This is a genomic window from Micromonospora echinofusca (assembly GCF_017614955.1).
Classification (GTDB): Bacteria; Actinomycetota; Actinomycetes; order Mycobacteriales; family Micromonosporaceae; genus Micromonospora; species Micromonospora echinofusca_A.
Window position 1 is genome coordinate 1 of the sequence record NZ_WVUH01000175.1, and the last position, 15,028, is coordinate 15,028.

Sequence of the window (15,028 nt, forward strand, 5' to 3'; positions counted from 1 at the left end):
GGGCGTACCGGTCCTGTCCGACCTGCGCGCGGCGGACATCGCGGCGGGTGGGCAGGGTGCCCCGCTGGTCCCGGTCTTCGACGCGCTGCTGCTGGCCCGTCCGGACGGGCCGCCCCGGGCGGCGCTGAACCTCGGCGGCATCGCCAACCTCACCGTGGTCGCGCCGGGCGCCCCGGTCGTCGGGTACGACATCGGACCGGCGAACGCGCTGATCGACGCCGCCGCCCAGCGGTTCCACGGCCAGCCGTGCGACGTCGACGGGCGGTACGCCGCCGCCGGTCGGGTACACGGGCCGCTGCTGGACCGGCTGCTCGCCGAGCCGTACTACGCCGCCCCGCCGCCCAAGTCCACCGGCAAGGAACTGTTCCACGCCGGCTACCTGGCCGACGTGCTGGCCGGCCTGGGCGAGCAGGTCCCCGCCGACGACGTGCTGGCCACCCTCACCGAGCTGACCGCCCGGATCGTCACCGACGCCTGCGCCCGGCACGGGGTGGACGAGGTGGTCGCCGGTGGGGGCGGCCTGCGCAACCCGGTGCTGCGGTCCCGGCTGGTCGCGCTGGCGGCCGACCGGTGGCGGCTGCGGGACACCGACGAGCTGGGGGTACCCGCCCAGGCCAAGGAGGCGTACGCGTTCGCCCTGCTCGGCTGGCTGTCCTGGCACGGCTTGCCCGGGGCGCTGCCCTCGGTGACCGGCGCGCGGTACGGCGCGGTGCTCGGCTCGTGGACCCCGACCGGCCCGGCGCCGGTACACCCGGCACCGGTGGCGCCCCGGTCACTGCGGATCGACGGCTGACGGCTCCGCCGGCTGGTGCCGGTGCCGGGCGTCCGCGTCGTCCCGGTGCCGGGCGGGGACCTCCGGCCTGTCCCGGCGGCGGTCACGCAGCCGGATCCAGGCCACCACGAGGGCCAGGAGCGGGAGCAGTGGAAGAGCCAGCAGGGCGACCAGGAGCAGCGCCAGCACCTGGCCGGTGGCGTACCGGCCGGTGCCCGGCCCGGGAGCGACGGGGGTGGTCAACGCGTACCACCTATCGGACGGGGACGGGCGGTCAAGCGTAGCCGGGGGCCGCCAGGGCGCCCCTCCGGTCGGCCGGGAACGATCTCGGCCCAGGCTGCGGTTGTGGCCGGGGCCGATAGACTCTGCCGCTATGAGTGTTGACGACGGTTCGGCCAACCAGGGTCGGTTGCTGGCCAAGGTACGCGGTCCACAGGACGTCAAGCGGATGTCCGTCGAGGAGTTGACCGTGCTCGCGGCCGAGATCCGCGACTTCCTGGTCGCGAAGGTCTCCCGGACCGGTGGCCACCTCGGCCCCAACCTCGGCGTGGTCGAGCTGACGCTGGCCATGCACCGGGTCTTCGACTCCCCACGGGACAGGTTCCTCTTCGACACCGGCCACCAGGCGTACGTCCACAAGATCGTCACCGGCCGGCAGGCCGGCTTCGACCAGCTCCGCCAGCGGGGCGGCCTCTCCGGGTACCCGTCGCAGGCGGAGAGCGAGCACGACCTGATCGAGAACTCGCACGCCTCCACCGCCCTGTCCTACGCCGACGGGATGGCCAAGGCGTACGCCCTGCGCGGCGAGCAGCGCAGCGTGGTGGCGGTGGTCGGTGACGGCGCGCTGACCGGCGGCATGTGCTGGGAGGCGCTGAACAACATCGCCACCGCCGGCAACCCGCTGGTGATCGTGGTCAACGACAACGGCCGGTCGTACGCCCCGACCATCGGCGGTCTCGCCGACCACCTCTCCACGCTGCGGCTCAACCCCGGCTACGAGAAGGTCCTCGACGTGGTCAAGGACGCCCTCGGCTCCACCCCGCTGGTCGGCCGCCCGATGTACGAGGTGCTGCACGCGGTCAAGAAGGGCATCAAGGACGTGGTCGCCCCGCAGGCCATGTTCGAGGACCTCGGCATCAAGTACGTCGGCCCGGTCGACGGGCACGACGTCACCGCGGTCGAGGCGGCGCTGCGCGCGGCGAAGAACTTCGGCGGCCCGGTGATCGTGCACGCGGTCACCCGCAAGGGGTACGGCTACCGCCCCGCCGAGGAGGACGAGGCGGACTGCCTGCACGGTCCGGGCGCGTTCGACGCGGAGACCGGCAAGCTGCTCGCCGCCCCGTCGGTGAAGTGGACCGGGGTCTTCGCCGACGAGCTGGTCGCGATCGCCGACGAGCGGCCGGACGTGGTGGGGATCACCGCCGCGATGGCCGAGCCGACCGGGATCGCCAAGCTGGCCCGGAAGTACCCCGAGCGGGTGTACGACGTCGGCATCGCCGAGCAGCACGCCGCCACCTCGGCAGCCGGGCTTGCCCTCGGCGGCCTGCACCCGGTGGTGGCGGTCTACGCGACCTTCCTCAACCGGGCCTTCGACCAGGTCCTGCTGGACGTGGCGATGCACAGGCTGCCGGTCACCTTCGTGCTGGACCGGGCCGGGATCACCGGACCGGACGGGCCGAGCCACTACGGCATCTGGGACATGTCGGTCTTCGGGGTGGTGCCCGGCCTGCGGATCGCCGCCCCCCGGGACGCCGCGACCCTCCGCGAGGAACTGCGCGAGGCGGTCGCCGTCGACGACGGGCCGACGATCCTGCGCTTCCCGACCGGTTCGGTCGCCGCCGACCTGCCCGCAGTCCGCCGCGTCGGCACCGTCGACGTCCTCGCCGAGTCGGCGCGGCAGGACGTGCTGCTGGTCGCGGTCGGCTCCTTCGCCGGGCTCGGCGTGGAGGTCGCCAACCGGGTCGCCGAGCAGGGATACGGCGTCACCGTGGTCGACCCGCGCTGGGTCCGCCCCGTTCCTGCCGAGTTGGTCGAGTTGGCCGCCGCGCACCGGCTCGTCGTCACCGTCGAGGACGGTGTCCGGGTCAACGGGGTCGGTTCGGCGCTCGCCCAGGCGATGCGGGACGCCGACGTGCGGGTCCCGTTGCGGGACCTCGGCGTACCGGCCGACTGGCACCCGCACGGCACCCGCGCGCAGATCCTCGGTGACCTGGGGCTGACCGCGCAGGACGTGGCCCGGGACGTCACCGGCTGGATCTCCCAGCTCGACGCCGAGCCGATCGAGCCGGTCCGGCTGGCGGCCGGCGGGCTCGGCACGCCGGAGCGCAGCGCACAGAACTGACGCCCGTGACCGGCGGGGGCCGGAGGTCCGGTCCCCGCCGGCCAGCGGTGCTCCGGGCGCCCGGCCCTTGCCGGGGCGCAGCGGACGCGGAGGTCAGCCGTCGCCGTCCACCGAGCGGTCACTGGTCCGCCCCGGCTCGGCCAGGCGGAACGTGGTGTCCTCCACCGGCGCCGGCAGCACCACCAGCCCCGGCCGGTCGACCAGCCGGGGCAGCTCCGGTGGCACCGCGAGCGCGACGTCCGGGCCGGGACGCCAGGCCAGCACGACCACCGGCCGACCGGGTACGGGCACCTCGTACACCTGGAGCGGGTTGGCCCGGTCGGCCGGGGAGACCGCCACCGGCCCGCCGGGGGCGGCCCGGTACATCACCGCCGTCATGGTGCCGGTCGCACTGCGCCAGCTCAGCTCGTGCAGTTCACCCACCGGCCCGACGCCGGCCGGCAGCTCACCGAGCGGGCGGAGGGTGACCGAGCCCACCGGCCAGGATTCGGGTGCCGCCGCCGGGACCTTCCGCTCCCCGTCGCGGCGGACCAGGCTGCCGAACGGCCCCTCCTCGGTACCGAGCGCGCAGGTGTCCAACCCGGCCAGTGCCTCCCGGCCGGTGCCGGCGACGTCGTCGACCAGCGGGTAGCGCGGCGCCGGGACGGCGGAGCCCAGGTCGAGCAGGCGGTGGGCGGGCTGACCCTGGGGCAGCGACTCGGTGGCCCGCAGGCTCGCGGTGACCGGTACCGCCGCGCAGGCCGGCACGGTCACCGGACCGGTGAGGCCGTCGGTGCCGGTCAGGGCGACCCCGTCCGGACCGGTCAGCCGGTCCACCCGGGCCGAGGTCAGGTAGCGCCGGCCGTCGGCCGACTGCACCGGCAGCACGTCGGAGTAAACCAGGTAACCGGGATCGGTGTACTCGACGGCCCGGTCGACCGTGTACCGGCCGTCGGCGCCGGTGAGCTGCAACAGCCAGGACGCGCTACCACCCGGCACGTCGGCGGCGACCAGGGCGAGCGGGCGGCCGTCGACCGGCCCGGCCCAGAGGATGCCGGAGGACGGCAGGTGCACCTGGTCGTCCACCGGGGAGCGCCAGTCCCGGACCGCCTCGGTGATCGCGGTGACCGCAGCCGGGTCACCGGTCAGCCCGCCCCGGGCCGGCCAGACCCGCAGCGACCCGTCGAGGGTGTCGTAGCCGACCGGCAGGGTCGCCGGCCGTTCGGGGACCGGCCCGCACGCGGCGGCCACCAGCAGGGTCAGGGTCAGCGCCGCACCGACCCGGGGAGCGGTGCCGCCCCGATCGCCGTGACTCGTCCCTCGGCTGCCGTCCCGACGACGGGCTGAACCCACTGGTGCGCCCCCGATCCTCGCCTGCTCTGCGGAAGCCACATCGTACGAGACCAGAATGTGGGCGAAAGGCGGCACCTCGACCGCCGGTGCGGGGCCGGCCCGTACCGGACGGAGAGGCGGCACGACCACCACAAGGGACAGACGCACGAATTTAGGGGAATTCCCGTGCTCCGGTAGACTCCGCCGACTGTGACGCCTGCCCAGCCCCGTGTCGACACGATTCCGACCCCGGGGACCACTCCGGCCGGTACCCCCGGCGACCGCGCCGGAGCGCGGACCCGGACGGCGCCCGGACCCGCCGAGCGGGTCGAACCGGCGGCCACCGACGTGGCCGCCGGCACCGACGCGGCGTCGGCCGGAACCGGACCCCGGCGGCGCTGGCCGCACCGGCGGCGGGACCTGGCGGTGTACGGCGCCTTCCTGCTCGTCGCGGTCTGGGTGACCAGTCAGCTCTGGATGGACCCGGCCGGTCGGGTCGCCTCCCTCTACAGCAGCGACCCCGCGCAGGTGCAGTTCTTCCTCGCCCACTCGGTCCGGGTGGTGCTGCACGGCGAGTTTCCGTTCTACACCGACCAGTTCAACCACCCCGACGGGGTGAACCTGATGGCCAACACGGCCATCCTGGGTCTCGGCATCCCGATGGTCCCGGTCACGCTGCTCTTCGGCCCGGCGGTGACCTTCGTCCTGCTGGTCACGGTCGCCCTCGCCGGCACCGCCTCGGCCTGGTACTTCGTGCTGTCCCGGCACGTCGTGCGGCACCCGGCGGCGGCCGTGGTCGGCGGCTGGCTCTGCGGCTTCTCACCGGCGATGCTGTCGCACGCCAGTTGGCATCCCAACATCATCTCCCAGTTCCTGCTGCCGTTCATCGTGTGGCGGGTGCTGCTGCTCACCCGGGGCCGGCGGCCGGTCCGGGACGGGGTGGTGCTCGCCCTGCTGGTCACGTACCAGGCGTTCATCAACGAGGAGATCCTGCTCTTCACCGCCCTGGCCTGCGGCGCCTTCCTGCTCGCCGTACTCGCCCAACGGCGGCACCTGTGGTCGGCGACCTGGCGTCCGCTCGGCACCGGCCTGGCGGTCTGCGCGCTGGTCGCCGGGACGTTGCTGGCGTACCCGCTCTACATCCAGTTCGCCGGGCCGATGGCGTACCACGGACTCAGCGCCACGGTGCAGGGCTACGGCAACGACATCGCCGCCTTCTTCGCGCCCGGGTCCCCGACCATCGGCGGCGACCAGGGGGCGAACCTCGACCTCGCCCCCAACTACTCGGAGGAGAACGCCTTCTTCGGCTGGAGCCTGGTGCTGATCGCCGTCGGGATCGTGGTCTGGCTGCGGCGGGAGGTGGTGGTCCGCGCCCTCGCGTTCACCGCGCTCTTCTTCGCGGTGCTCTCTCTCGGCGAGCGGGTCTCCTGGTGGGACCGGGAACTGGTCACCGGCCCCTGGGAGTGGCTGGTCCGCCTGCCGCTGCTGGACGCGGTGGTACCCACCCGGTTCGGCCTGATCACCACCGTGGCGATCGGGCTGCTCCTGGCGCTGGCCGTGGACCGGGCCCTGGCACTACCGGTCGCCGACCCGAGGACGGTCCGTACCGTCGTGGTGGCCGCCCTGGTGGTCGCCCTGCTGCCGATCGTGCCGATGCCGTTGCAGGTGGTCTCCCGGCCCGCCGTGCCGGACTTCGTCACCTCCGGCCAGTGGCGCCGGTACGTCGCCGCCGACCAGACCCTGGTGCCGGTACCGGTACCCAGCATGGGCGCCACGCACGGGATGCGCTGGGCGGCGTCGCAGAACCTCGACTTCAAGATCCCCGGCGGCTACTTCCTCGCACCCCGCAGCGGCAACACCGGCGACGCCGGCCGGTTCGGTGGCCGGCCCAGCGGCATCGGTGACCTGCTGGCGGAGGTCGCCGCCACCGGACGGGCCGAGAACCTGGACGACCGGCGGCGCCGCCGGGCCCTGGACGAACTGCGACACTGGCGGGCGGCGATCCTGGTCCTGCCGGTGGACCAGCAGCACGCCGGACCACTTCGCCGGACGGTCGAGCAGATCGCCGGGCCGGCACGACGGGAGCAGGACGTATGGATGTGGGACGTACGGTCGCTGACCGACCAGGGCACGACGAGCTGACCGGCGGCACGCCGGCCCCGGCCGACGGTGCCGCCCCGGCCGAGGCCACCGGCCCGGCTGACCCGGACCGACCCGGCCGACGCCTGCCCCGGTGGGCCCCCGACGCCCTGGTCGTCGCCGGTTACCTGGCGCTGGCCCTCTTCGTCACCAGCGGGCAGTGGGGCCGGTCGGACCGCCTGTTCCACCAGACGAGCGACCAGCCCCTGTTCGAGTGGATGCTGGCCCGGACCGCGCGGGCCGTGGTCGACCTGGACCACCCGCTGTACAGCACCCAGGTGGGTTACCCCGACGGGGTGAACCTGATGGCCAACACCTCGGTGCTCGGCCTGGGCATTCCGCTCACCCCGGTGACCCTGCTGTTCGGGTCGCAGGTCGCCTTCCTGGTGGCGGTGGTCGGTTGCTTCGCCGGTACCGCCACCGCCTGGTACCTCCTGCTGCGCCGACGGCTCGTCGACTCCCGGGTGGCCGCCGCGATCGGCGGGCTGTTCTGCGGCTTCGCCCCCGGCATGATCTCGCAGGGCGCCGCCCACCTGCACATGGTTGCGCTGTTCCTGATCCCGGTCATCCTCGCGGTGGTGTTCGACCCGCGCACCGACCGGGTGCCGCGCCGGGGGGTCGTGCTCGGGCTCCTCGTCACCTACCAGGTCTTCCTCGGTGAGGAGGCGCTCTTCTTCTCGGTCATGGCGGCCGGCCTGTTCACGGTGGTGTACGCCCTCACCAACCGGTCGACCGCCCGCCGGCTGGCCCCGGCCTTCCTGCGCCGGCTCGGGATCGGCGCGGCGACCGCGCTGGTGCTGCTGGCGTACCCGCTGTGGTTCCAGTTCCTCGGCCCCCGGCACTACCGGGAACTGCCGTTCCACCCGCACGCCTACCCGATGGACGTGTTGTCCTTCCTCACCTACTCCGCCGAGTCGATCGGCGGTTCCGCCCGGGAGGCCGCCCGACTGTCGCCGAACCCGACCGAGGAGAACTCCTTCTTCGGCCTGGCGCTGCTGGTCCTCGTCGCGGTCGTGGTGGGCTGGCTGTGGCGTCGGCCACCGGTCCGGGCGCTGGCCGTCACCGGACTGGTCTTCGCGCTGCTCGGGCTCGGGATCCAGGTCCGCTTCGACGGTCGGGAGACCGCGCTGCCGGGTCTGTACCGGCTGGTGGCCGACCTGCCGCTGCTCGACCTCGCGGTACCGGCCCGCTTCCCGCTGGTCTGCATCCCGGTGATCGCGATCCTGTTGGCGCTCTCCGTCGACGAGGTGTACCGGCGCGCGCCGGGAAGCACCGAACCCGGCCGGCTGCCGGTCCGGCTGCTCTGGACCGGGGCGGTGGTGGCGGTCCTGCTGCCGTTGACCCCCACCCCGATCCGGACCGAACCGGCGCTGCCGGTGCCGCAGTTCATCGCCAGCGGCGAGTGGCGCGACTACGTCCCGCCCGGCCGGACGCTGGTGCCGGTACCACCGACCAGCGGCGGTGAGGGACTGACCGGGATGTTCTGGTCCGCCCGCACCGGCGTGGAGTTCACCGTGGTCGGCGGCTACTTCATCGGACCCCGGGGGCCGCAGAACCCGCGCGCCCGGTGGGGTACCCCGAACCGGCCCACCGCAGCGCTGCTCGCCCGGGTGGCACAGAGCGGACAGGTCCCCCCGATCACCGACGCCGAGCGCGCCCAGGCCCTGGCGGACCTGCGGTACTGGCGGGCGGCCGTGGTGGTGCTGGGCCACCTGCGCCACGGCTACCCGGTGAAGGACACCCTCGACCAGTTGCTCGGTCCGGGTCGGATGATCTCCGGTGCCTGGGTCTGGGACGTCCGCGACCGGGTCGGCTGACGGCCGACCCGGCAGACGCGGAAGGCCCCCGGGAGATCCCGGGGGCCTTCGCTGTCGACCCCGGCTGTCCGTCCGGGGTCAGCCGGCAGCGGTCAGTCGACCAGCGGGCGGACGTCCCACACCCACGCGTCGCGTACCCGCTGCGGCGAACCGAGCAGGGCGGTCATCAGGTCCCGCAGTACCCGCTCGCGCGGGTGGGCGCCGAGCACCACCACCGAGGCCCGCCAGTACCGCAGGTCCTCGACCACCTGACGGCGGTTCTCCTCGGTCAGCGTCGGGACCACGTCGGTGTCCATCGCGGAGTAGATCAGGGTGCTGGTCGGCCGGTTCGGTGCGCCGAAGACCCCCTCGCCCTGCGGGCCGGGGCCGATGAAGTACCCGCCGGGCACCGGGAACTCGTGCTGGGTCAGTGCGCTCCACCGCAGCGTGGACAGTCCGTGCACGTTGCTCGGCACCGGGACCGGGACCAGGGTCCGCCCCTGGGGCACGTACGGCCGCCAGTCGCCGGAGGTGATGAACTCCGGGGGCGCCTCGACGTACTGGGCGGGCAGCGACCGGGGGAAGAGCGGCAGCAGCGCGAGCGCCACCGCGGCGTACCCGACGACCCGGGCCCGGCGGGCCGGCCCGGTCTCCGTACCGGCGCTACGGCTGCGCGCCACCTCGTCCCAGGCCAGTGCGACCAGTACCCCGACCGCGCCGGCCACCACCAGGGTCAGCCGGGTCGGCATCATCATCTCCACCAGCGGCAGGTCGTCCCGGATGTAGTGCCACGGGCCGTAGACCTCGGTCTCCACGCCGTTGTACCGGATCCGGGGACCGAGTGAGGCCACCGTGAAGACCACGCAGAGCACGGCGGCGATCCGGGCCACCAGCGACGACCGCCACAGCAGCACGACGGCCAGCACGGCCAGCCCGACCAGCGGCCAGCCGAACCAGGTGTTCTGCTCGGTCAGCCCGATGGTCCGCTCCACCGCCTCCACCCCGGCGATGCTGTCCCGGGGGAAGGTGACGAACGCGGCGAGGTCCTCGCCCCAGCTGTGGAACACCCCACCCTGGAGGCCCCGGTAGGACTGCGGCCCGTTGAACTGGAACCAGATCGGGTACCCGGTCAGCAGCAGCGCCAGCCCGCCACCGGTACCGAGGGCGAGACCGAAGGGACGCAGTCGGGCCAGCGCGGCCCGGGGGCGCTGCACCGCGTACGCCACCACGATCACCAGGCAGGCGAGCGCGGTGAGCAGCAGCATCTCCTCGTTGATGAAGATCTGGTACGCCACCAGCAGGCCCAGCACGATGCCGTTGCGGAGCCAGCGGCCCGGCTCACCGAGCCGGAGCACCCGGACCACGATCAGTGGCAGCAGGAAGTTGGAGACGAAGTTCGGCTGGCCGTTGGCGTGGTGGATGATCCCCGGCGCGAAACCGAGGAAGGCGCCCCCGGCGAACGCCGCACCCCGGGACCGCACCAGGTGGCGGGAGAGCATCCAGTACGAGGTGGCGGCGGTCGCCGCCAGCGCACCACCCAGGTAGAGGCTGTACACCACCTGCGGACCGAGCAGCATGGTCAGCGGCGCCAGCGGCAGGGTCACCCCGAGCAGCGAGGTGTTCGCCATCATGTTCACCCCGTCCGGGGCGTTCTGGCGGGCGGAGAAGAGCGGGTTCTCCAGGTGGCGCAGCGAGTACGCGCCGTGCGAGAAGAGCCACTCGAACCAGCTGTGGTCGGTCGGCAGGTGCGACGACACCCGGTGCGAGATGTCCGCCCAGTAGTTCGCGCACACGAGAACACCAATGAGGACGTACGCTCCGATGGCGAGCAGATCGGCCCGCGCCGGCCGGGACCAGCGTCGTGGCCGGCGTTCGGCGGGAGCGCGTCGGCTCTCCTGCTTCGGGTCGGTCTCTTGGGTCAGGGAAGGATCCACCACCGGCACAGCCACGACGCGACATGCTACAGGCGCACCGATGACGGTTTGCCGGCCCGTGACGCATTCGACGGTTTTGCCGCAGCGGTCTGGTCACCGTTCGTGACCTCGGTACGGGGAGGGCCGGTCGTGTCGCTGATCGATCTGGGGGAACTGCGGGACGACCCGCTCCCCGACCCGGGACCGCGTCCCGTCCGGCGGGGTACCCGGCTGCTCCGGGTCGCCGGGGTGCTCGTCCTCACGCTGCTCGCCCTCTCCGCCGCCGTACCGCCGCAGCCGCTGCCGGAGGCCACCGTGCCGGCGCGGCTCGGTGCCCGGGTACACCTCGCCGGTGACCTGCTGCTGCTCGCCGACCCACCGGACCTCACCGGCAACTCGGACAACCCGCCCCCGCAGCTCGTCGCGTACCGGCTGCCGCAGGCCCACGAGGTGTGGCGGATCGCCCTGCCCTTCCCCGTCACGGGCGAACTCCAGGGCGTGGACCGGACCGGTGACCTCCTGGTCCTGTTCGGCAGTGGCGGCCCCGGACCGGACGCCAGATCGTGGAGCATCGCCGTGGGTGCCGCCGACGGCGCCACCCGCTGGAGGTACCCCGGCTGGGCGCACGGTTTCACCGCCGCTGGCCTGCCGCTGTTCTGGGAGGGCGACGCCGCGACCGGTGCCGAGACGCTGCGCGCGGTCGATCCGCGGAGCGGTCAGGTGCGCTGGACGCTGCCCCTGCCGTCGGGCGTGACCGTGACGATGCGGCCCCAACCACAGGGTGTCGAGACGCTGCTCACCGTCGACCTCACCGGGACGTTCACCACCTACCGGACCGACTCCGGTGCGCGGACCGGAACGGGGCAGCTGCCCGCTCCGGAGCCGTCGCGGGGGTACCGGGTCGTCGTCGGCGTGCACGACCTGCTGGTCGCCACGGACACCGGCGGCACGGTCACCGCCTACCGGTACCCCGACCTCCAGCGGCGCTGGTCGCTCCAACTCGACGGGCAGTTGAGTGAGTTCCACCCGGCACCCTGCGGCCGGTACCTGTGCACGTTCCACCTCGACGGTGGCATGCAGATCCTGGATCCGGCCACCGGTCGGGTCCTGGCGGCCGACCGGCGCTGGCAGTTCGTCCTGGCCGCCGGGGACCGCCTGCTGACGACCTCCGCCCCCGACGTCGCCACCTCCGCCGGCCCGGTCTGGGTGGTCGACCCGGGCACCGGCCGGGTCGTGGCCGACCTCGGTCGCTGGCGGCTCGCCATGCTGGCCAGCATCGGGGTGCACGACACCGACGGCCCGGTGGTCGGGATCCGGATCGATCCGGTCTCCCGCCGGATGCTGGTCGCCGTGCTCGATCCGACCGAGTCCCGGCCCCGGGTGCTCGGTGCCGTCCGGGACATCTCCGGGGAGTGCCAGACCGGCTCCGGGGTGCTGGTCTGCCGGCGGATGGACGGCTCGTTCGGGGTCTGGCCGGTGTCCTGAGCCGGGCCGCGCCAACTGCCTGCCGGTGCTACCAGTTGGCCTGGGCGGGGGCGGGCGGCAGCGGCACGCCCGGCGGCCGGATCACGTACGTCACCCCGCCACTGGCCCGTACCTGCCAGGCGTGCTCGAACCGGGCCCGGTCCACCGTCCGGCGGACCGAGGCGTCGTCCGGCGCGTACGGGTCGTTGAGCACCGGGTCCCCGTCGCCCGTGAACCCGACCAGCACCAGCAGGTGTCCACGGGTGTCGTAGTCCAGGCCGGGCACGTCGCCGACCGCGTACGCGACCGACAGCACCAGGGGCAGTCCGGCGGCGACGAACGGTTCCGCCTCGGCCAGGCTGCGCAGCCGGGTCACGAACGCGTCCATTCCGTACCGACCGGCGTAGGCGGTGTTGAACGGCCAGTTGCCGGCCCCGGCATAGGCGTGGTCGAAGCAGTGCCGGGCAGCGTGGTCGACGACCGGGCGGGGGTCCGCCGGGTCGACCCAGGCGTACTCCTCGGGCACCGGCCCGGCACCGTGCCAGGCGAGCACCATCGACACCGAGGTGGGGCTGCACCAGGAGTCCCCACCACCGCCCCACTGCGGGTGGTGCCCGGCGTGCAGCCGCTGGGAGAACCGGGGCACGTCGAGGACCGTCCCGTTCGCCGGCCCGGTCTGCGCGTCGTCCGCCGGCCCGGTCGGTGCGACAGACGTTCCGCCGGTTCCGGCCGTCCCGCCGTGCTCTCCGCTGGCGAGCGCGCCGACCGAGCGCAGCACCGGGGTACCGGTCGAGCCGGTCGGGCGTAGCAGCGTCACCCGGACCTGCCAGCCGGGCACGTCCCGGGTACCGGCCAGGACCAGCACGTCGGTCTGCACCCGACCGTCGTCGTCCTGCTGCCCGGGTACCGAGGTGGGGTGGATGGTGCCGTCGTCGCCGGCCCAGCGGCCGAGGACGTACCAGCCGGTGACCCCGGTGGTGCCGTCGTGGCCACGCAGTTCCACCTCCAGCCAGCAGCCCGGCGGCGTGTCGGCGGTCCAGGACGGGATGACCTCCCGGACCGGGAACCCGGTGAGCACCGGCGGTGAGGTCCAGCTCGCGTACTCGTACCGGCCGGTCCGGCCGGTGTGCGGGTCGGTGTACTCCCGTGACCCGGTCGGCCGGGCGAGGAGCAGGCCGGTGGCGTCGACCCGCAGCCCGTCGGCGGTCCCGGTGGCGAGGTCCGGGAGGGTGCGGAACCCGTGGTAGGCGAGGTTCCGACCGGTCGGGGCGGGCGCAGGGCCGGACATGACACTCCCGGGGCGACGTGTAGGAGGATGCCGCGAAGCATGTCGTACCCGAAGATTTTTTGCAACGGTCTCCAGGGTGCGCGGGCCTACCTGCGGTTTGCCGGGCCGGACTAGGTTGTCGTCGACGGGTGCGGGAGGGAGACCGGGGTGCGGGTACTGGTGGTCGAGGACGAACGTCCGCTGGCCGACGCGATCGCGCGGGGGCTGCGCCGGCAGGGGATGGCGGTGGACGTCGCCTACGACGGATCGGCGGGCCACGAGATGGCCTTCGTCACCCGCTACGACGTGGTCGTCCTCGACCGCGATCTGCCCGGCATGCACGGCGACCAGATCTGCGCGGAGCTGGCCGCGTCGGGCACCCTCACCCGGGTGCTGATGCTCACCGCGAGCGGCACCGTCGCCGACCGCGTCGAAGGGCTGCAACTCGGCGCCGACGACTACCTGCCCAAACCGTTCGCCTTCCAGGAGTTGGTGGCCCGCGTGCAGGCACTCGGCCGGCGGGCCACCCCGGCCGCACCGCCGGTGCTCGCCGTCGCCGACCTGGTGCTCGACCCGGCCAAGCGGGTGGTCACCCGGGCCGACGTCCCGCTCGACCTGACCAACAAGGAGTTCGGGGTACTGGCCGAACTGCTCAAGGCCCGGGGTGCGGTGGTCTCCAGCGAGGAACTGCTGGAGCGGGTCTGGGACGCCAACACCGACCCGTTCACCACCATCGTCCGGGTCACCGTGATGACGCTGCGCAAGAAGCTCGGTGAACCACCGCTGATCGAGACGGTGGTCGGCGCCGGCTACCGGATGCCCGAGGCGTACGAGCGATGACCGTCTACCTGACCCGCCGGCTCCGCTCCCGGCCCCGGTCCCGACCCCGGTTCCGCCTGCCGTCCGGGCTCCGCCTGCGGCCCGACCTGCGGTTCCGACCCACCCTGCGGCTGCGGCTGACCCTGCTCAACGGGGTGCTCCTGGTCGGCGCGGGGGCCATCCTGGTGGTGCTGGCCTGGCTGCTGGTCCGGGACGCGTTGCGCCCCACCGACGAGTTGCAGCCCGGCACCATCGTGGTCCTCGCCAACGGCAGCACCGTCGACGCCGGACAGTGGCAGGAGCAACTGGTCGCCGCCGCCTCGCAGGAACTGCTGGTCAAGGGACTCGGGGCGCTGCTGGCCATCAGCGTGGTCGGGGTGGCGGGCGCGTACGTCGTGGCCGGTCGGGCGCTGCGCCCACTGCACCAGGTCACCTCGACCGCCCGCCGGCTCGGCGAGGCCACCCTGGACCAGCGGATCGGCTACGCCGGTGCGGACGACGAGGTGGCCGAACTGGCGGAGACCTTCGACGCGATGCTCGACCGGATCGCCGAGGCGTTCGAGTCGCAGAAGCGGTTCGTCGCGAACGCCTCGCACGAGCTACGTACGCCGTTGGCGGTGATGCGTACCGAGATCGACGTGACGCTCACCGACGACGAGGCCGACGTGGCCGAGTTCCGGCGGATGGCGACCGTGGTCCGGGACGCCTCGGAGCGGGCCAACGGGCTGGTGGACGCGCTGCTGGTGCTGGCGCGCAGTGAGGCGCAGTCGGGTCGGCGGCTCGGCCGCAAGGTGGAGACCGACCTGGCCGACGGGGCGCGTAACGCGCTGTCCTCGATGCGCCGGGAGGTGGACCGGATCGGCCTCACCGTGGACACCGCGCTCCGCCGCGCCCCGGTGGTCGGCGATCCGGGGCTGCTGGACCGACTGGCCGGCAACCTGGTGGAGAACGCGGTCCGTTACAATCACCTGCACGGGCGGCTCTGGATCCGTACCGGCTCGGACGGGATCGAGTCCTGGCTGGTGGTGGGGAACACCGGCTTCGAGGTCGACCAGGCCGACGTGCCGGGACTCTTCGAACCGTTCCGTCGTGGCGGCCGGGAGCGTACCGGCGCCCGTGGGTCGGGTCTCGGCCTCTCCATCGTGCGCGCGGTCTGTGACGCGCACGGCGGCAGTGTCCGGGTGGTGGCCCAGCCCGGTGGTGGCC

General features: G+C 73.6%; 10 protein-coding genes and 2 pseudogenes. 7 read left to right on the forward strand and 5 right to left on the reverse strand.

Features of this window, described 5'->3' with window-relative positions:
- Positions 1–793: anhydro-N-acetylmuramic acid kinase (locus GSF22_RS19570; protein WP_208815164.1), on the forward strand; the 793-nt coding region annotated here is incomplete at its 5' end.
- Here the strand turns inward: GSF22_RS19570 and GSF22_RS19575 are convergent.
- Entirely contained in the window at positions 773–1,015 is a 243-nt protein-coding gene (locus GSF22_RS19575) for a hypothetical protein (RefSeq protein ID WP_208815165.1), read from the reverse strand. The genes GSF22_RS19570 and GSF22_RS19575 overlap by 21 nt on opposite strands.
- A gap of 130 nt (positions 1,016–1,145) precedes the next feature.
- Between GSF22_RS19575 and dxs the strand changes: the two genes are divergently transcribed.
- Complete coding sequence (dxs, locus tag GSF22_RS19580; protein WP_208815166.1) at positions 1,146–3,113, forward strand: 1-deoxy-D-xylulose-5-phosphate synthase; 1,968 nt, start codon at positions 1,146–1,148, stop codon at positions 3,111–3,113.
- A 93-nt stretch (positions 3,114–3,206) separates the two neighbouring features.
- Here the strand turns inward: dxs and GSF22_RS19585 are convergent, their stop codons facing one another.
- A complete protein-coding gene (locus GSF22_RS19585) occupies positions 3,207–4,361 on the reverse strand; it encodes a hypothetical protein (RefSeq protein WP_208815172.1) in 1,155 nt (384 codons plus the stop codon).
- Between the two features lie 273 nt (positions 4,362–4,634).
- Between GSF22_RS19585 and GSF22_RS19590 the strand changes: the two genes are divergently transcribed.
- On the forward strand, positions 4,635–6,566 hold the full coding sequence (locus tag GSF22_RS19590) for a hypothetical protein (protein WP_439957793.1): 1,932 nt from the start codon (positions 4,635–4,637) through the stop codon (positions 6,564–6,566).
- The gene (locus GSF22_RS19595) at positions 6,518–8,380 is read left to right on the forward strand and encodes a hypothetical protein (protein ID WP_208815167.1); all 1,863 of its coding nucleotides are present in this window, start codon (positions 6,518–6,520) and stop codon (positions 8,378–8,380) included. The genes GSF22_RS19590 and GSF22_RS19595 overlap by 49 nt, the downstream gene beginning before the upstream one ends.
- 92 nt (positions 8,381–8,472) lie before the next feature.
- Here the strand turns inward: GSF22_RS19595 and GSF22_RS36150 are convergent.
- Positions 8,473–8,988 (reverse strand): annotated as a pseudogene (locus tag GSF22_RS36150) (hypothetical protein); the annotation flags it as partial.
- 47 nt (positions 8,989–9,035) lie between these two features.
- Positions 9,036–10,281: pseudogene (locus GSF22_RS19600) on the reverse strand (hypothetical protein); the annotation flags it as partial.
- 141 nt (positions 10,282–10,422) lie between these two features.
- Here GSF22_RS19600 and GSF22_RS19605 point away from each other — a divergent pair.
- Positions 10,423–11,757 (forward strand): outer membrane protein assembly factor BamB family protein, encoded by a 1,335-nt coding sequence (locus GSF22_RS19605; protein ID WP_208815168.1) that lies wholly within the window; start codon positions 10,423–10,425, stop codon positions 11,755–11,757.
- Between the two features lie 28 nt (positions 11,758–11,785).
- Here the strand turns inward: GSF22_RS19605 and GSF22_RS19610 are convergent, their stop codons facing one another.
- Positions 11,786–13,024 carry a C39 family peptidase gene (locus GSF22_RS19610; protein WP_208815169.1) on the reverse strand — a complete coding sequence of 413 codons (1,239 nt, stop codon included), beginning with the start codon at positions 13,022–13,024 and terminating at the stop codon, positions 11,786–11,788.
- 147 nt (positions 13,025–13,171) lie between these two features.
- Between GSF22_RS19610 and GSF22_RS19615 the strand changes: the two genes are divergently transcribed.
- Both GSF22_RS19615 and GSF22_RS19620 read left to right on the forward strand, forming a co-directional pair.
- Positions 13,172–13,843: a response regulator transcription factor gene (locus GSF22_RS19615; RefSeq protein WP_208815170.1), complete on the forward strand. Its 672-nt coding sequence runs from the start codon at positions 13,172–13,174 to the stop codon at positions 13,841–13,843.
- Positions 13,840–15,028 (forward strand): sensor histidine kinase (locus tag GSF22_RS19620; RefSeq protein WP_208815171.1); only part of this gene is annotated, 1,189 nt, incomplete at its 3' end. The genes GSF22_RS19615 and GSF22_RS19620, both read left to right, overlap by 4 nt.

What these genes read in the sequence shown, in the direction of transcription:
- GSF22_RS19610 (WP_208815169.1), bottom strand. Translation starts at nt 13,024, where the DNA reads ATGTCCGGCCCTGCGCCCGCCCCGACCGGTCGGAACCTCGCCTACCAC.
- dxs (WP_208815166.1), top strand. Translation starts at nt 1,146, where the DNA reads ATGAGTGTTGACGACGGTTCGGCCAACCAGGGTCGGTTGCTGGCCAAG.
- GSF22_RS19595 (WP_208815167.1), top strand. Translation starts at nt 6,518, where the DNA reads ATGGATGTGGGACGTACGGTCGCTGACCGACCAGGGCACGACGAGCTG.